This window comes from Amycolatopsis thermophila (genome assembly GCF_030814215.1).
Taxonomy (GTDB): Bacteria; Actinomycetota; Actinomycetes; order Mycobacteriales; family Pseudonocardiaceae; genus Amycolatopsis_E; species Amycolatopsis_E thermophila.
In genome coordinates this window covers 5,613,715-5,630,365 of record NZ_JAUSUT010000001.1, presented here as the reverse complement: position 1 = coordinate 5,630,365, position 16,651 = coordinate 5,613,715, and the positions used below count along the sequence as shown (strand labels likewise).

At 70.4% G+C, this 16,651-nt stretch carries 15 protein-coding genes; 14 read left to right on the top strand and 1 reads right to left on the bottom strand.

Annotation, left to right across the window (positions count from 1 at the left end):
• The first annotated feature begins 22 nt into the window (after nucleotides 1-22).
• From FB470_RS27610 to FB470_RS27545, 14 genes are all read left to right on the top strand, one after another.
• Nucleotides 23-1,204, top strand: coding sequence for a Gfo/Idh/MocA family protein (locus FB470_RS27610; RefSeq protein WP_306996273.1), 1,182 nt, complete (start codon nucleotides 23-25; stop codon nucleotides 1,202-1,204).
• Nucleotides 1,201-2,343, top strand: a complete 1,143-nt coding sequence (locus FB470_RS27605; RefSeq protein WP_306996271.1) for a DegT/DnrJ/EryC1/StrS family aminotransferase — start codon at nucleotides 1,201-1,203, stop codon at nucleotides 2,341-2,343. The genes FB470_RS27610 and FB470_RS27605 overlap by 4 nt, the downstream gene beginning before the upstream one ends.
• The gene (locus FB470_RS27600; protein ID WP_306996269.1) at nucleotides 2,336-2,992 is read left to right on the top strand and encodes an acyltransferase; all 657 of its coding nucleotides are present in this window, start codon (nucleotides 2,336-2,338) and stop codon (nucleotides 2,990-2,992) included. The genes FB470_RS27605 and FB470_RS27600 overlap by 8 nt, the downstream gene beginning before the upstream one ends.
• Nucleotides 2,989-3,660, top strand: coding sequence for a sugar transferase (locus FB470_RS27595; protein ID WP_306996267.1), 672 nt, complete (start codon nucleotides 2,989-2,991; stop codon nucleotides 3,658-3,660). The genes FB470_RS27600 and FB470_RS27595 overlap by 4 nt, the downstream gene beginning before the upstream one ends.
• The gene (gene murJ / locus FB470_RS27590) at nucleotides 3,660-5,348 is read left to right on the top strand and encodes a murein biosynthesis integral membrane protein MurJ (protein WP_306999505.1); all 1,689 of its coding nucleotides are present in this window, start codon (nucleotides 3,660-3,662) and stop codon (nucleotides 5,346-5,348) included. Before FB470_RS27595 ends, murJ begins: the two co-directional genes overlap by 1 nt.
• Entirely contained in the window at nucleotides 5,341-6,783 is a 1,443-nt protein-coding gene (locus FB470_RS27585) for an O-antigen ligase family protein (RefSeq protein ID WP_306996266.1), read from the top strand. Before murJ ends, FB470_RS27585 begins: the two co-directional genes overlap by 8 nt.
• Nucleotides 6,780-8,228: a Wzz/FepE/Etk N-terminal domain-containing protein gene (locus FB470_RS27580; RefSeq protein WP_306996264.1), complete on the top strand. Its 1,449-nt coding sequence runs from the start codon at nucleotides 6,780-6,782 to the stop codon at nucleotides 8,226-8,228. The genes FB470_RS27585 and FB470_RS27580 overlap by 4 nt, the downstream gene beginning before the upstream one ends.
• A complete protein-coding gene (locus tag FB470_RS27575) occupies nucleotides 8,225-8,890 on the top strand; it encodes a histidine phosphatase family protein (protein WP_306996263.1) in 666 nt (221 codons plus the stop codon). Before FB470_RS27580 ends, FB470_RS27575 begins: the two co-directional genes overlap by 4 nt.
• On the top strand, nucleotides 8,880-10,073 hold the full coding sequence (locus tag FB470_RS27570) for a glycosyltransferase family 4 protein (protein ID WP_306996261.1): 1,194 nt from the start codon (nucleotides 8,880-8,882) through the stop codon (nucleotides 10,071-10,073). Before FB470_RS27575 ends, FB470_RS27570 begins: the two co-directional genes overlap by 11 nt.
• Before the next feature lie 2 nt (nucleotides 10,074-10,075).
• Nucleotides 10,076-10,906: a hypothetical protein gene (locus FB470_RS27565; protein WP_306996260.1), complete on the top strand. Its 831-nt coding sequence runs from the start codon at nucleotides 10,076-10,078 to the stop codon at nucleotides 10,904-10,906.
• 5 nt (nucleotides 10,907-10,911) lie between these two features.
• Nucleotides 10,912-12,648, top strand: coding sequence for a bifunctional sulfate adenylyltransferase/adenylylsulfate kinase (locus FB470_RS27560; RefSeq protein ID WP_306996258.1), 1,737 nt, complete (start codon nucleotides 10,912-10,914; stop codon nucleotides 12,646-12,648).
• Between the two features lie 203 nt (nucleotides 12,649-12,851).
• Nucleotides 12,852-13,526, top strand: a complete 675-nt coding sequence (locus FB470_RS27555; protein WP_306996256.1) for a sensor histidine kinase — start codon at nucleotides 12,852-12,854, stop codon at nucleotides 13,524-13,526.
• The gene (locus FB470_RS27550) at nucleotides 13,523-14,179 is read left to right on the top strand and encodes a response regulator (RefSeq protein ID WP_306996254.1); all 657 of its coding nucleotides are present in this window, start codon (nucleotides 13,523-13,525) and stop codon (nucleotides 14,177-14,179) included. The genes FB470_RS27555 and FB470_RS27550 overlap by 4 nt, the downstream gene beginning before the upstream one ends.
• Nucleotides 14,180-14,584: 405 nt before the next feature.
• Nucleotides 14,585-14,863 (top strand): hypothetical protein, encoded by a 279-nt coding sequence (locus FB470_RS27545; protein ID WP_306996252.1) that lies wholly within the window; start codon nucleotides 14,585-14,587, stop codon nucleotides 14,861-14,863.
• A 501-nt stretch (nucleotides 14,864-15,364) separates the two neighbouring features.
• Here FB470_RS27545 and FB470_RS27540 read toward each other — a convergent pair.
• Nucleotides 15,365-16,651 carry an amidase gene (locus FB470_RS27540; protein ID WP_306996251.1) on the bottom strand — a complete coding sequence of 429 codons (1,287 nt, stop codon included), beginning with the start codon at nucleotides 16,649-16,651 and terminating at the stop codon, nucleotides 15,365-15,367.

The window sequence follows — 16,651 nt, the reverse complement described above, 5'->3', positions numbered from 1 at the left end:
CCAGTGGGGGTTGCGATCATCGATGATCAAGGATTCGGGACTGCGCGTTGCAGTTGTGGGCTGCGGCTACTGGGGCTCGAAGCACGTGCGGGTGCTGCACTCGATCGATGAGGTCGAGCGGGTCGTCCTGGTGGACGGCGCGCAAGAGCGGCTGTCGAGCTTGTCGCGCAGCTATCCGGGCGCGGCCGCGTTCACCGCGCTGACCGATGCGCTGCCCGAGATCGACGCTGCGGTGATCGCGACTCCGCCCACCACGCATGTGCCGCTGGCTCTGGAGGCCATCGCGGCCGGCAAGCACGTGCTGGTGGAAAAGCCGCTTGCGGCGACCACGGCCGGCGCGCGCGAACTGATCGTCGCGGCCGAGACGGCGGGCGTCATCCTGATGGTGGGCCACACGTTCGAATACAACGCCGCGGTGTGGAAGCTGCGCGACCTGGTGCGGAGCGGGGTGCTCGGCGACCTCTACTACCTGGATACCGCGCGGCTCAACCTCGGCCTGTACCAGAGCGACGTGAACGTCATCGTGGATCTCGCGCCGCACGACTTCTCGATCATCAATTTCGTGGTGGGACAGTCACCTATCGCGGTCCAGGCCTGGGCGTCGCGGCACGCCCACGCGAGGCTGGAAGACGTCGCCTACATTCGCCTGTTCTACGCCGACCACCGGTTGTCGGCGAATGTCCACGTCAGCTGGCTCGATCCGTACAAGGTGCGCCGGGTGACCGCTGTCGGCAGCGAGAAGATGGCCACCTACAACGACCTCGCCGGGGATGAGCGGATTCGCGTGCTGGACAAGGGGGTGCGCTTGCCCAGCGTCGAGGGTGACCTGTCCCAGCGGCCGATGTCGTACCGGTACGGCGACATCCTCTCCCCGTACGTGGCCTTCGACGAGCCGCTGTCCATAGAGGACCGTCATTTCGCCGAGTGCGTTCGCAACGGCACCACCCCGGCGACCGACGGGCGGAACGGGCTGGCCGTCGTGGAGATTCTCGATGCGGCCCAGCTGTCGTTGATCCTCAACCGGCCGGTGATGCTGGACGAGCTCGGCGGCCGTGCCGTCCTGCTCGGAGCTTCCAACGGCTACCCGCACGACACCCGCCCCAGCCTGGATCCGCACGAGTGGCTCCGTGACTACTTCGCGCGGCGCGAGAACCCACCCGCGGAACGAGACCGTCCATCCGAGCCGAAACGACTCGTGAGATGAACCGGCCCAGCCGAATCCCGTTCACCGACCTCGCCGCGATGACCGGGGAAATCGCCGAGGAGGTCGCCGAGCGCTGGCAGCGGATCATCGCGAGCAGCGCCTTCATCGGCGGGCGGGCGGTGGCCGACTTCGAGGCCGAATGGTCGGACTACTGCGGCACCACGGAGTGCGTCGGCGTGGGCAACGGCACCGACGCGCTGCGCCTGGTGCTGACGGCGCTGGGCATCGGCGCCGGCGACGAGGTGGTCGTGCCCGCGAACACCTTCGTGGCCACGGCCGAAGCGGTGTGCGGGGCCGGCGCCGTGCCGCGGTTCGCCGACGTTTCTCCCGACACCCTGCTGGTCACCGCGGAGTCGGTGCGGGCGGCGATCACCCCGCGCACCGCGGCGGTGATCGTCGTCCACCTGTACGGACAGGTGGTGGACACGGCCGCGATCAGCACCGTGACCGGGCCGGCGGGCATCGCGGTCATCGAGGACGCTGCTCAGGCGCACGGCGCGACGTGGGGTGGCCGGCGCGCCGGCTCGTTCGGCGTGGCCGGGGCCTTCAGCTTCTATCCGGGTAAGAACCTCGGTGCGTTCGGCGACTCCGGCGCCGTGGTGACCTCGGATGCGCGGCTGGCCGACCGGGTCCGGTCGCTGCACGATCACGGACGGGTCGCTGGTTCCCACGTCCGCCACGAGGTGGTGGGCACCAACAGCCGGCTGGACGCGCTTCAGGCGGCGGTGTTGTCGGCGAAGCTGCGCCACCTGGACCGGTGGACCGAGGCCCGGATCGCCATCGCCCGGCGGTACCGCGACGCGATGGCCGGCACGGTGTTCCGGATGGCCGGCACCCGGCCGGAGGCACGCGACGTGTACCACCTCGCGGTGACGCGGGTGCCGGACCGGGACGAGGTCCGCCGTCTGCTCGACGCGCTGGGCGTCGACACCGGGATCCATTACCCGACGGCGTGCCACCTGCACGAGCCCTACCAGAGATTCGCTGACAGCCCGCTCCCGGTGGCCGAGCGGTCGGCCACCGAACTGCTGTCGCTGCCGATGTTCCCGCACATGTCCGAGGACCAGATCGGACAGGTGTGCGAGGCGATCCGGCTGATCCACGAACGGTACGCGGTGAGGGGCCTGGTCCATGCCTGAGATCGAGCTGGGGAACGGCATCGTGTCCGACGCGGGGGTGGTCATCGGCTACCCGCCCGCCCGCCCGATCGCGACCGGTTCACACCTGGGAGCCGGGGCGCGCCTGCGCAGCGGCAGTGTGATCTACCTCGGGTCGCGGATCGGCGATCGCTTCGAGACCGGCCACAACGTGGTCATTCGCGAGGAGTGCACGGTCGGCCACGACGTATCCGTGTGGAGCAACACCGTCATCGACCACGGCTGCCGGATCGGCGACCGGGTGAAGATCCATGCCAACTGCTACATCGCCCAGTTCACCGAAATCGCCGGCGAGGCGTTCCTCGCGCCCGGCGTCAGCATCGCCAACGACCTGTACCCGGGGCAGCTCGCGTCCGCCGGTCTGATGTCCGGGCCGTCGATCGGTACCGGCGCGCAGATCGGCGTCAACGTCACCATCCTGCCGTTCGTGCGCATCGGTGCCGGGTGCCTGATCGGGGCCGGCGCCGTGGTCACCCGCGACATACCCGCCGGCACGGTGGCGTTCGGGAACCCGGCCACGGTGCGCGGACCGGTAGGTGAGCTGCGCTCGATCGAGAGCCGGGTCGAGGCGGTGCCCGGTTCGGCCAGCCGCTACCGGCGGGCGGCGACGCGACCGGGACGGCCGGCATGACCAGCGGGACAGATGCGATTCCAGCCGCCGCGGAGTTGCGTCAGCGGGCCGCCGTGAAACGCGCCTTCGACGTGACCGCGGCCGCGCTTCTGCTGGGGCTCACCCTGCCACTGCTGGTCGCGACCGGGTTACTGGTGCTCAGCACCAGCCGGGGCGGGGTCCTGTTCCGCCAGGTCCGGCTCGGACGGTTCCGCCGGCCGTTCGTGATGTACAAGTTCCGCACCATGGTCGCCGGATGTTCCGACGACGTGCACCAGCGATACGTCGCCCAGCTGCTTGCTCAGGACACCGGCGCACCGACGGGGGGCGAGCGCGGCCTGTACAAACTCGAAGACGATCCCCGGATCACCCGGGCTGGGCGGTTGCTGCGGCGAGCCAGCCTCGATGAGCTGCCGCAGTTGTGGAACGTGCTCATCGGCGACATGTCCCTGGTAGGCCCGCGCCCCGCGCTGCCCTGGGAGGCTGAGCTGTTCGGCACGGCACATGACCGCCGCTATCTGGTCCGGCCGGGCCTCACCGGGTTGTGGCAGGTCAGCGGCCGCAACCGGCTGACCATGCGGCAGGGCCTGCTGCTCGACCTGGAGTACGTCGAGCGGCAGAGCTTCCTGCTGGACCTCAGGATCCTGCTGAAGACCGTGGTGGTCGTGCTGTCCGCGGACGGATCGTGATGAGACCGTCCGAGCAGCCGGATCTGGTGGCTCCCGGCGAAGACGAAGCCCCTGCCCGGTTCACGGGCGTGGCCGGGGACTCGATCCGGGTCGCGTCGTTCACCCTGGCCAGCCGGGTGACCGGGGTGGTCAAGGTGGCGGTCATCGGGGCGGTGCTCGGCCCGACCTTCTTCGGCAACACCTTTCAGCTGACCAACACCTTGCCCAACCTGATCTACTACGGCTTCCTCGCCGGCTCGTTGTTCGTCTCCCTGCTGGTGCCTACGCTGGTCGGCCACGTGAACACCGGCGGCCTGCGTTCGGCCGAGCGGGTGGCCGGCGGGTTCCTGGGCCTGACGCTGCTGGCGCTGGCCGCCGTCGCGCCGGTGGCCGTGCTGTTCGGGCCGCTGCTGCTGCGGATCGCCGGGCCGGGCGCCGCGGCCGGAGCGACGGCTTCGCAGGAGCACGTGGGCCGGGTGCTGGTGGTCATGTTCATCCCCCAGGTGTTCTGCTACTGCGTGGTCGGCACCGCGACCTCGGCGATGAACACGCGGCGGCGGTTCACCCTGGCCGCGGCCGCGCCGGCGATGGAGAACCTCGGCATCATCGCCGTTCTCGGCGCCACCGCGGTGCTGTTCGGCAACCGGACCACGATCGACAGCGTCACCACGCCCGAACTGCTGTTGCTCGGGCTCGGCACGACCGGCGCGGTCGCGTTGCACGCCGCCGTGCAATGGTGGGGTGCCCGGCGAGCCGGCATCACCCTGCTTCCGCGCGCCGGGTGGCGGGATCCGGAGGTGCGGGCACTCGTCCGCCGGGCTGTGCCGTCGATCGCCCAGGCCGGACTGATGGCGGTGCAGGTTCTGTCGCTGCTGGCCCTGGCGAACCGGGTCGCGGGGGGCGTCGTCGCCTTCCAGATCGCGCTCAACTTCTACTTCCTGGCCATCGCCCTCGGCGCCACCCCGGTCGCGCTGTCCCTGTTGCCCAGGCTCGCCACCCTCGACCTGCGGGGCGACCTCGCCGGCTTCCGGGACACGCTGATGCGCGGGTTCGCGCTCGGTCTGTTCATCGCGGTGCCGTCGGCGGTCGGGTACGCGGTGCTCGCCGAGCCGATCGCCAGGGCCGTCGCGATCGGCAGGATGGGATCGGCCGACGGCATCGCGCTGGTCGCCGCGGGCATAGCCCCACTGGCGTTCGCGGTGGTCGCACAGACCGCATTCGCCATCGCCAGCTATGCCGCATTCGCGCGCAAGGACACCACCAGCCCGCTGATCTCGATGGCGCTGCAGGCGGTGTGCTGCCTGAGCTTCGCGGGTCTGGCTCTGCGGGTGCACGGCAGTGCGACGATCACGGTGCTCGGTGCGGCCTACGGGGCGGCCATGGCGGTCGCCGCCACGCACCTGATCCTGCGGCTGCGACGCCGGCTGGGCCCCGCTTCGCACCGCGTCTCGCCGTCTTTGGTGAAGATCGGCCTGGGCGCCGCGCTGATGGCGGCACCCGTGCTGTATGTGGCCCGGGGCGTCGGCGCGGCCGTCCGCCCGCCGCTCGGGCCGATGAGCGCCGTGCTGGCCGCCGCGGTCGCCGGCCTCGGCGTGTTCGTCGCCACCCAGCTCGCGATGCGCACCTCGGAGCTTCGCGCCCTCACCGGCGGATTGATGCAGATGGTCACCCGGCGGCGCCGTGCCCGGCAGGGAGCCGGCGATGTTTGACACCGGGTTCGCCGTACCCCGCCCGGTGGCCAGGACCGGGCGGGAGGCCGCGGTCCTGGGCGCCGCGCTCGGGTTCGGGGCCCTGGTGGCCTACTCCCCGCTACCGACCATCCTGGGCGCGCTGGCCTGCGCGCTGGTCGCGGTCGCAGTGCTCCGGCCGGCGCTGGCCGGCTACCTGCTGGTTGCCGTCACCCCTCTGGTGGCGGGCATCGACCGCGGCCAAGTCATCCCGCTGTTCCGCCCCGGGGAAGCGGTGGCGCTGCTGCTGGGTGGTGCCCTCGCGGTGCGCGGGCTGCTGCGGCGGCGCTCCGGGGAACGCCTCCGTCCGAAGATCCATCCCGTCGAGATCGCGATCGTGCTGGTAGCGGTGGCCAACTCGGTCGTGCCACTGCTCTGGATGGTGGCGCGGGAGCGGCCCATCAGCCTGGACGACCTGCTGTACGCGCTGGTGATGTGGAAGTTCCTGGGCATCTACACGATCGTCCGGGTCAGTATCAAGACCCGGGAGCAGGTGCAGCGCTGCCTGTGGATCGCACTGGGGGCCGGCGCGGTGGTGGCCGCGATCGCGATCCTGCAGTCGATCGGGCTGTTCGGTGTGCCGCGGCTGGTCGCGACCTATTACTCGCCGTTCGGGTACACGAATCTCGCGAACAATTCCCGCGGCAGCTCGACACTCGGCCTGCCTGCGGCCACCGCCGACCTGATGATCTACAACCTGGCGATCGCGGCCGGCCTGGCGATCTTCGTGCGGCGGCACCGACTCGTGCTGAGCCTGCTCGGCGGGCTGTTCGTCACCGGCGCGGTGGCCGCGGGCGAGTTCTCCAGTTGGCTCGGGCTGCTGATCGGGGTGTGCTGCCTCGTCGCGGTGACCGGACAGCGGCGCCTGTTCTGGCTGTTCGCCCCAGTGGTCGGGTTCGCCGCGGTGGCGCTGCGGGCGGTGATCGCGAAACGGCTGAACGGCTTCGACCAGGTCACCGGGCTGCCGGCCTCCTGGACGGGGCGGCTGAGCAACCTCCAGAACAACTTCTGGCCGAGGCTGTTCTCGGACGCGAACGTCCTGTTCGGCGTCCAGCCGGCGGCCCGGATCCCGGCGCCGACCCAGGGCACGGGCTACGTCTGGATCGAAAGCGGCTACACCTGGCTGCTGTGGGGTGGCGGAATCCCGCTGCTCGCCGGTTTCGCGTTCCTGGTCTGTGTCACCATCCGGTTCGCCTGGCGGCAGGCGCGCCGGTACCGGGACGCGGTGGGCGTGGCCGCACTCGCCGTGTTCGTGGCCACCGTCGTGATCACCGTGCTCATGATCTTCGATCCGCACCTCACCTACCGCGGTTCCGCCGAAACGTACTTCGCGTTGCTCGCCATGGCCGGCGTCGCCTGGCGGGCACCCGAAGACCGATCCGAATCCCGTGATCTCGCCATTCGAGGACGACCATGATGCGAACGAGGCGAGCCTTCGAGCAACGCGACCCGATGTTCCTGCGCGCCCAGCTACTGTGGATCATCCTGGTGACCGCGGTGGTCACCGCAGGTGCCACGGCGTACTCCTTCTCGCGCCCCGCGGAGTACACGGCGAATGCCGATGTTCTCGTCCTGCCCCGGCTGTTCACCGTCTCGTCGGCGCCACAGCAGCCCGACATGAGCACCGAGCGGACGGTGGCCACGTCGGGTGCCGTCCTGTCCGGCGCCGCCGACTCGCTCGGCGTGCCGCCTGAGGCGCTGGCGCAGGGCCGGTCGGTGACCGTACCGCCGAACACGCACGTGCTGCGGTTCGGATACACCTCGCGGTCACCGGCCGAAGCGCAGCAGTCCGCCCAGGCCCTGGCGGCCGCCTACGTGAACTACCAGGCCGCGATTGAAGCTCCGGCCCAGCGGGGCACACCGGCCATGTCGGCGGAGATCATTACCGGGGCGGCGCTGCCCACTTCGCCCAGCGACCCGAACCACCTGACCGACGTCGGGATCGCGCTGCTGGTGGGTCTGGTGCTCGGGGTGGGCACCGCCTTCGTGCGCGACCGCCTCGATGACCGCCTGCGCAGCGTGACCGACGTCGAGCAGCGGGCTGGGGTGCCGGTGATCGGAGAACTACCGGCGGTGCGGTACGGCAGCGACGACCCGCACGCCCGGCTGGTCACGCTGAACGCCCCGGACAGCGACGCCGCCCGCGCTTACCGTGACATGCGCGCCACGACGGTTCACGCCCTGCGTGCCGGCAGCGCCCGTGCCCGGCCGCCGAGCGGCAGGATCCTGCTGGTCACCAGCCCCGCCCAGGCCGGGCAGGCGGTGGTGGCGGCGAACCTGGCGGTGTCACTGGCGCAGTCCGGACTATCGGTCACCCTGGTCGCGGCCGATCCGGCCGGTCTTCAGCCCGGTGCGATGTTCGGCCTGCCGGACGAGAATCCCGGACTGGCTGACGTGATACGGGAGGGGGCCACCCTCGTCGCGGCGCTGCAGACGGGCCCGGTCGACGGGCTGACCGTCATCACGGGTGGCTCGATCGGCGGTCCTGACGACCTCCTGCTCAGCGACGGCGCGGTCGGCGAGGTGCTGGGCACGGTGTCCGCCGGGGCGGACCTGGTGATCGTGGTCGCTCCCGCGGTCCTGGCCGGCCCGGTCACCGGCGTGCTGGCCGAGTTCGCCAACCTGGCCCTGCTGGTGGTGGATGCCGGCCGGACCACGCGGCGTGACCTGGCCGCGGCATCCGCGCGGCTCCAGCCGCTTCGGCCCAGGCTGATCGGCTGTGTCCTGGACAACGTGGGCCGCCCGCGGGAAGCGCCCGCGGTGGCCGAGCCGACAGCGACCAGTGCCCGCGGGGCCGGCGGGCCGGCGAGAACCACCGAGGAATCGGGGGTCGCCGCGGTGAGAAGGGAGGGGATTCGATGACCGAGCAAGTTCTCGCCCAGCCCGGCCTCGTACCGGGTGAGGGCGCCGTGACCGCCGGCTGCCGGCTCTACCTGGTCCGCCACGGCACCACGACGATGAACGTGGAGAACCGGTACCGGGGCAGGCGGGACGTCCCGCTGGACGCGCAGGGCTACCAGGACGCGGTCGACGCAGCGCGCCGGCTGTCCGGGGTAGGGCTGACCGCGGTGTACACCGGTCCGCTGCGGCGCACGATCGCGACGGCGCAGATCATCGCCGACGAGTCGAGGGTGCCCGATCTCCGTATCCTGCACGGCCTGAACAACGTCGACTACGGCTTGTGGGAAGGCCTTACCGCCGAGGAGGCGCGCCGCCGGGATCCGGAGGCGTTCGAGTTGTACCTGGCCGCGCCGAGCCGCGCCGCCTGTCCGCTGGGCGAAAAGCTGACCGACGCGCAGGACCGGATGATCGACGCGCTGCGGCTGATCGGGCACCGGCATCCCGGCGAGACGGTCGTCGCGATCACGCACGCGGTGATGATCCGGCTGGCGGTCGCGAGACTGCACGGCATCGACGACGAGACCTGGCGGATCCCGGTCGGGCGTGGCTCCCTCGCCCGGTTCGAGGTCGCCGGCGACCGGATCGGGCTGGGCGAGTTGCCGGGAGGTTCCGATGTCGACTGAGCGGATCGCGCGGTCCGGGGGGAAGCACGTCCTGCTGATCGTGGAGAACGTCCCGATCGCCCGTGATCACCGGTTGCGCAAGCAGGTGTCCGCGTTGCGCCAGGCCGGCTACCGGGTCTCGGTCATCTGCCGCAGCGACCCGGACAACGACGACGGCCGGGTCGGCCACGGCGTCCGCCTGTACCAGTACCGGGCCCCCGCCGACGCCGGCTCCAAACTCGGTTACCTGTGGGAGTACGGCTACTCCTGGGTGATGGCCGCCCTGCTGGCGCTGCGGGTGTTCCTGACCGACCGCTTCGACGCCATCCAGATCAGCGGGACCCCGGACATCTACTTCGCGATCGGGGCGGTTTTCCGGCTGTTCGGTGCCCCGCTGGTGCTGGACCAGCGCGATCTCACGCCCGATCTGTACGAGATGCGCTACGGCCGGCGCGATGCGATGTACCGGATCCTGCGGTGGTTCGAGCGTCACAGCTACTCCGCGGCCGACCGGATCGTGACCGTGAACGGCGCGCTGCGCGACATGATCCGCGACCGCGGCGGCGAAGCCACCGGCGAGGTCACAGTCGTGGGCAACGGTCCCGTGCTGGCGAGGGTCCGCGGCCACCGTCCGGACCCCTCGCTCAAGGACGGCAAGCGGTACCTGTGCTGCTGGGCTGGGTTGATGGGGCCGCAGGACGGGCTGGAGCTGGTGCTGCCCGCCATCGCGGAGCTTCCCGCGCCGATCCGCGACGAGTGCCGGTTCGTGTTCATCGGCGACGGCGAGTACCGGCTGGTCGCCGAGTCGCTCGCCGCCGAGCTGGGTGTCTCCGGCGCCGTCGAGTTCACCGGGTGGTTGCCCGAGCCGGAGGTGTTCGGCTACCTGGCGACGGCCGACCTCGGGCTGGAACCGAACGTCCACGACATCGTGTCGCCGGTGAAGGGCCACGAGTACATGGCCTTCGGCGTCCCGTACGTCGCGTTCGATACCGAGCAGACCCGCGTGATGTCCGGCCCAGCGGCGTGCTACGCGAAGCGGGGCGAGGTCACCGAGTTCGCGAACCTGATCGCGAAGCTGCTCGCCGACGACGCCGCTCGGGAGCGAATGGGCCGCGCCGGACGCGAGCGCGTCGAGCGTGACCTGTCGTGGGAGCACCAGCAGCAGGCGTACCTCGCGATGTACCGGCGACTGCTCGGCGGATGACCATGAGCCGCCCCGATCACCCCACGCCCTGGCGCCGGCTGCGCCACCGGGCGCGGACGATGGCGACCGAGCACCCGCGGCTGTACCTGCCGTTTGCGCGGCGCAAGTACCCGGGCCCGAGCCCCGAGGTGATCTCGGCTCACACCGAACTGGTCATCGACGGCTACACCCGCTCGGGGAGCACCTTCGCGGTGTACGCGTTCCAACTGGCCCAGCCTCGCCCCGTGCGCGTGGCCCATCACCTCCACGCCCCGGCACAGCTGATCGCGGGCGTGCGCGCGGGACTGCCGGTGCTGGTGGTCCTCCGGCATCCGCGCGGGGCCGTGCTGTCCCAGCTCGCCAGGGAACCCGACGTCGCCCTGGCCGACGCGCTGTTCGCCTACCGCCGGTTCCACACCCACCTGCTGCCGTGGCTGACGGGGCTGGTGGTCGCCGACTTCGAGGAGGTGACCACGGACTTCGGCGCGGTGATCCGCCGGGTCAACGAGCGGTTCGGCACCGGATACGCCGTCTTCCGGCACGACGAGCAGGCCAGCAGCGAGGTCAACGCGCTGGTGGCGCTGCGAAGCCATCTGTCGCCCGGGATGCTCGGCTTCGAGTCCGGCACGGTCGGCCAGGCCGAGATGCGTGCCGAAGCGCGCCGGCTGGCCCGCGCACCGCGTGACGGCGCGCCGTGGCTCCCGTCGGCGGACCGGGATCGGGTGAAGGACGCGTTGCTGGCGCAGTGGAACCACCCGGCGGTGCGCAGACCGCGGCAGGCGGCCGAGGAGATCCATGCCGTGTTGCGAGCGCGCACCGGCCAGGAGCGGACCGTGGACGGGGCTGGAGCATGACAGTGATGTCGGAACTCGTCGACCTGCGTACCAGCCAGGAGCGCGCCCGTGAGCTGGGACGCCGCTCGGTGCGGTGGCCGAGCTGGACGTTGAGCAGGCGACAACTGTGTGACCTCGAGCTGCTCGGGTGCGGCGGGTTCTCCCCCCTCAAGGGGTTCCTGGGCGAGGCCGACTACCGGTCGGTGTGCGAGTCGATGCGGCTCGCCGACGGCACACTGTGGCCCATCCCGGTCGTGCTCGACATCGACGCGGCAACACAACGGGCGGTGGGGGCGCGGGGCTGGCTCGCGTTGCGGGACCCCGAGGGCACGTTGGTCGCGGTGCTGCGGGTGGAGCACGCCTGGCGGCCCGACCTGGCTGCGGAAGCGGTCGCCGTGTTCGGTACCACCGACGTCGCGCACCCGGGAGTCGCTCACCTGCGGCGCCAGACACGCGAGTGGTACGTCAGTGGCGCCCTGGAGGTGCTCGAGCTGCCGCAGCACCACGGCTTCCGAGCTCACCGGCACACGCCCGATGAGCTGCGTGCGGAGTTCGCCGCGCGCGGCTGGGATCGGGTTGTGGCCTTCCAGACCCGCAATCCGATGCACCGGGCGCATCAGCAGCTCACCCTGCGCGCGATGCGCGATGCGGACGCCACGCTGCTGATCCATCCCATCGTGGGAATCGGGAAGCCCGGCGACATCGATGTCGCGACCCGGCTGCGCTGCTACCGGGCGCTGCTGCCCACTTACCCCCCGGGCAGCGCCGTGCTGTCGCTCTTGCCGCTGGCGATGCGCATGGCCGGGCCGCGTGAGGCAGTGTGGCACGCGCTGATCAGGCGAAACTACGGTGCCACCCACTTCATCGTCGGCCGGGACCACGCCGGCCCGGGCCTGCGCCCGGACGGCCGACCGTTCTACGATCCGTACGCGGGCCACCGGTTGCTGCACGCCCACGTGGGTGAGTTGGGCCTGCGCATCCTGACCTACCCCCGGATGATCTACGTGCCGGGTCAGGACCGGTACCTGCCAGAAGATCAGGTGCCGGCCGGCGAGGAAGCCCTGGCGATCTCCGGCACCGAGCTGCGCAGGCGGCTCGCCACTGGCGTGGACCTGCCCGAATGGTTCACCCCGCCCGAGGTCGCCGCGGAGCTCCGCCGGTCCTTTCCACCGCGGGACGAGCAGGGCTTCACGGTGTTCTTCACCGGGCTGTCCGGCGCGGGGAAGTCGTCGATCGCGCGCGAACTGGAGGCCTTGCTCACCGAACGCCACGGCCGGCCGGTCACCCTGCTCGACGGCGACGTGGCACGCACCCACCTGTCCGGGGAGCTGGGCTACAGCCGGGCCGACCGGGACCGCAACATCGCCCGGCTCGGGTATGTCGCCGCGGAGATCACCAAACACCGGGGCATCGCCATCTGCGCGGCGATCGCGCCGTTCGACACCGCTCGGCGGCGGGTGCGGGAGGCGGTGTCGGCGACCGGAGGCTTCGTGCTCGCCTTCGTGGACGCACCGCTGCCGTGGTGCGAATCCCGGGACCGGAAAGGCCTGTATGCCAAAGCGCGAGCCGGGGTCATCGAGCAATTCACCGGGATCTCGGACCCGTACGAGCCACCGCTGGACGCTGACCTGGTGATCGATCCGGCGGCGGAGTCCGCGGCCGGCGCTGCCCAACGGGTTTTGGACCACCTTTACGCCCTCGGTTACCTGCGCGATCCTGGGCCGGGATCGGACAACGGTGACGTCCTGGGCCGGATTCGGTGAGGATAGCGGGCCGGCAGGCCCGCACTTGCCGCGCACACCGGCCTACATTCTCGTTTCCGGTCTGATAATGCTCCAAAAAAAACACACGAGCCGGTTTCCGTTGCCGTGAACTCCTTGAACAAGCACCTGTCAGCGTCAGAAGTCGTAACGAGTTTGACGCGTTCGCCGACAGGGTAAATAGTAAGGGAGTTGCGAGGGGCAACGTGAAACCAATTCGCGATCGCCGGACCGGCCGGGGCAGGCGGCGCAGCGACGACGAGGCCGAAGACCTACGCGCCCTGGTTCACGACATCGGGCACCAGGTCGCCACGATGAGCTACCTGGTCGACGCGGCGCTGTCGGATGAACAGCCCCCAGATACCGTGCGGCGCAACCTGGAACTTCTCCAGCGAGAGATCGACATCGTGGCGAAACTGATCAGCCGGGCGATCACGCCCGCCACCGGCACCGAGTCCGTCGAGGTGCGCTCAATGCTCGAAACACTGGTGGCAGAGGCGAATGTGGCTGGGCAAGTCCGGGTCGTGCTCGCCGGCGGGCCGACGGCGACCGCCGAGATCGATGGCTGGGCCCTGTGGCGGATCCTCGCCAACATCCTCAACAACGCAGTGCGCGCGGCGGGCCCGGGTGGCGTGGTCACGGTGACGATCATTCAGGTGGCGCCGACCGTGATTGAGATCGAGGACGACGGCCCGGGATTCGGCGCCGCGCGTCCAGGATGGGCGTCCCTTGGGCTGAACACCGTCCGCAAACTGAGCCAGGCAGTCGGCGCCGAGGTGACCTTCCACGGTCGCGACCCGGTTGGCACGCTGGTTCGCGTGGTACTGCCTACCCGTACAAGCTCAACCCCTGCTCAGGAGAGACAGAGAAGGACGACATGATCAGCGCAGTCTTCGCTGACGACCACACGCTCCTTGTCGAAGCGATGACGCCGCTGCTGGCGGCCCGGGGGGTACAGGTGGTCGCGACGGCTCATGACCTCCCGCAGGTGATCGATTCGGTGCGCCGTTTCGACCCGGATATCTGCCTGCTTGATCTCCATTTCGGCGACGCGGAACACCGTGGCAGTGTCGCAGCGGTTCGGGAGGCGAACCCGCGAACCAAGGTTGTCGTCCTCACCGCCGACATCTCGATCGAGGCCAGGATCGAGGCCGTGGAAGCCGGCGCGGCCGCCTATGTGCACAAGACCTGTCGCAGCGAATGCGTTGTCGCAGCCATCGAAAAGGCGATGCGTGGCGAACCGGTGACCGACGTGCCCACGCGACCTTTGACACCGCCCGATCCCACCGGGAATGGCGCCCTCGATGCCCAGCTGCTCGCGCGGTACCTGACGGTTCGCGAACACCAATGCCTTGCGCTGCTCGTAGATGGGCAGCCAACCACCCAGATGGCATCGCGGCTTGGCGTGTCCGTCCCGACGGTGCGTAGTCACGTGCAGAGTCTGATGACCAAGCTCGGTGTCCATTCCCGCCTGGAAGCCGCCTCCTTCGCGGTTCGCCACGAACTCATCAACCGGGCACGTTATCGTTCTTGATTCGCGTTTGGCGTTCTCGTCGAACTCGGTGTTTCTGACGCCCGGCTCTGCTGTTCCGCTCGTGGTTCTTCGGTATTGCCCCGGCCTTGTGAACACCTGATTGCTGGGGACGGCCTGAACGCAGCGTGGCCCCTCGCCCCGCTCGCGCGAGGACCGAGTGCTGACCGCAAGAGCCCCAAGATCCCTGAGCGGTCCGCATCGTGGGCTGGGCCATGGTCGTGGCCAAGGTCCCGGCGTTCCTGCTCGACGGGAAGCAGGCAGTGCGTCCTGCGGAAGCGCAACCCGCGCAAAGGATCGCCGTAGTCGCCGATGCCAACGGGTGCCGGGCCGACGCGGTAGGTCTGGACGGGCAATTCCGTGGCGGGTGGCTCGCCCTACTACGACGGACAACGGCTTTCTGCGGACGTGATCGTCTCCGCGATCGTGTCGAACGTCGAATGGCTCGCGGGCAGCGGCCTGCCGACCGCGAGCGTCGTCGTCGACGGCCGGTGCCGGGTGGCGCAACACATCGTCGCCGCCGGGGACGTCACCGTAACCCGGCCCCGGTGGAGCACATCGCCGGACACCGTACTGGATCTCAACTCAAGAAACTCGGCTCGCGCGCCAGTATCACGTCCATTGAGCGAGTCGATCACGGCGTGGATCACGCTGGTCCGCGAATGCGGCGGCCGCCTGCCCGGCTGATCCCCCCGATCGGTTGCGAGCTGGATGGCAGAAGTACTCCTACGGGTACTTGCGACTCCGTCCCCTAACCCGACCCGCGAGTCGCCACCTGATCAGTGCCTTGCGGCCGGAGCGGTCAGCCTCGACACATCGCATAGGGCATCGAACTGGCCACCGCCCATCCAACCTCCCCGGATAGAACAACGGATATGTGGTGGCCCTTTGTCAAGGGGCAGGGTCAGACGCCGCCGAGGGGGGATCCCGGCGGCGTCTCGTGCTTCGTCGCTGCGTTGTGGTGGTGAGCGTGTCGTTGTCGACGCGCGGCCAGACCGATATAAGCGGATTGGTTACCGCAGGACGGGCTTTCGGCAGAAGCTGCACCGCGTGTCCAGGACCCCGGAACGCACCTGGTCCCGGCCAGCCCCCGGACCCGCGGATTTCTCCGTCTGCGGAGTTCGCTGTTCAAGACCAACCGCATCACCAGCCGTGTACCGCCGCTGCCGGGCGACGCGCGATCGAGTGCTACTGGGCCACCTGGTCGGCGACGCGGGCGGCCGCCCAGGCGAGCACGTCGTCCCGCCACGGTGCGGCGGTCAGCTGCAGGCCGACCGGCATTCCGGAGCTCGGGTGCGTGCCGGCAGGAACGCTGACGGCCGGGCCGCCGTAGCACGACCACACGTAGCAGAAACGCGCGATGTCCCTCGTAGACGCGGCAAGGTCGACCGCGTCGCGACGGGGCACGTCGACCGGGATCGTCGGCGTCAGCACGACGTCGCAGGTCTCGAACAGCGCGTCGACCCGGCGACGGAATTCTGCTCGCCAGAAGCGGGCTCGCGTCACCGTCTCGGGCGCGATCGACTCGCCGATCCGCAGCCGCCGCAGCACGTCCGGGTCGATCGTGTGGGGCTCCTCCCGCAGCCGCCGGGCGTGCACCGCGGCCGCCTCGGGGTACATGATCTCGATCATCCGGTCCTGGGCCTCGGCGGCGCCCGGCACCTCCACCTCGAACACCTCGGCGCCCGCGTCGCGCACCGCCGCGACCGCGGAGTCGACGACCCGCTGTACCCCGAGATCCACGCCCTCCCGGAAGAACCCGGTGGCGACACCGACCCGCAGCCCCGCGATGTCCTTGTCCAGCAACGCGTCGACCGGGGTGCGCGGTCCGTCCACCGCGGTCGGATCAGCTCGGTCGTAGCGGTCCAGCGCCGCGAGCATTGCCACAGCCGTGCGTACATCGGTGGCCATCGGCGTCACGGTATCGAACGACGGGCCGACGGGAAGCACCCCGCGGTTCGAGACTCGCCCGAGCGTCGGGCGCAGGCCCACGATGCCGTTGACCGCGGCCGGGACCCGGCCCGACCCGCCGGTGTCGGTGCCGAGCGCGGCGTCCGACATCCGAGCCGCCACGGCCACCGCCGACCCGCTGCTCGACCCGCCGGAGATGTACCGCGGGTCACGCGCGTTGCGGACGTCGCCGAACGTCGTGTTGCGCCCGACGACACCCATCGCGAACTCGGCCAGATTCGCCTTGGCGACGAATACGGCGCCGGCCGCCCGGAGCAGCCGGACCACCTCCGCGTCCGCGGCCGCGGGTTCGGTGCCCCAGTGCGCCGAACCCGCGGTGCTCGGCACGCCCGCGATGTCGATGTTGTCCTTGACGCTGACCGTGAGCCCCTCCAGTGGCCCGTCGGCCACCTCGGCCGCAGCGAGCGCCGACTCCCCCAACGTCCGGATCAACGCCCGCAGCTCGGGATTGCGGTCCCGCGCCACGGCCAGCCGGGCTTCGACGAGCGAGCGCACCGAGTCCAC

What these genes read in the sequence shown, in the direction of transcription:
- FB470_RS27565 (WP_306996260.1), top strand. Translation starts at nt 10,076, where the DNA reads ATGAGCCGCCCCGATCACCCCACGCCCTGGCGCCGGCTGCGCCACCGG.
- FB470_RS27610 (WP_306996273.1), top strand. Translation starts at nt 23, where the DNA reads ATGATCAAGGATTCGGGACTGCGCGTTGCAGTTGTGGGCTGCGGCTAC.
- FB470_RS27585 (WP_306996266.1), top strand. Translation starts at nt 5,341, where the DNA reads ATGTTTGACACCGGGTTCGCCGTACCCCGCCCGGTGGCCAGGACCGGG.
- FB470_RS27580 (WP_306996264.1), top strand. Translation starts at nt 6,780, where the DNA reads ATGATGCGAACGAGGCGAGCCTTCGAGCAACGCGACCCGATGTTCCTG.
- FB470_RS27550 (WP_306996254.1), top strand. Translation starts at nt 13,523, where the DNA reads ATGATCAGCGCAGTCTTCGCTGACGACCACACGCTCCTTGTCGAAGCG.
- FB470_RS27605 (WP_306996271.1), top strand. Translation starts at nt 1,201, where the DNA reads ATGAACCGGCCCAGCCGAATCCCGTTCACCGACCTCGCCGCGATGACC.
- FB470_RS27570 (WP_306996261.1), top strand. Translation starts at nt 8,880, where the DNA reads ATGTCGACTGAGCGGATCGCGCGGTCCGGGGGGAAGCACGTCCTGCTG.
- FB470_RS27595 (WP_306996267.1), top strand. Translation starts at nt 2,989, where the DNA reads ATGACCAGCGGGACAGATGCGATTCCAGCCGCCGCGGAGTTGCGTCAG.
- FB470_RS27575 (WP_306996263.1), top strand. Translation starts at nt 8,225, where the DNA reads ATGACCGAGCAAGTTCTCGCCCAGCCCGGCCTCGTACCGGGTGAGGGC.
- FB470_RS27560 (WP_306996258.1), top strand. Translation starts at nt 10,912, where the DNA reads ATGTCGGAACTCGTCGACCTGCGTACCAGCCAGGAGCGCGCCCGTGAG.
- FB470_RS27600 (WP_306996269.1), top strand. Translation starts at nt 2,336, where the DNA reads ATGCCTGAGATCGAGCTGGGGAACGGCATCGTGTCCGACGCGGGGGTG.
- murJ (WP_306999505.1), top strand. Translation starts at nt 3,660, where the DNA reads ATGAGACCGTCCGAGCAGCCGGATCTGGTGGCTCCCGGCGAAGACGAA.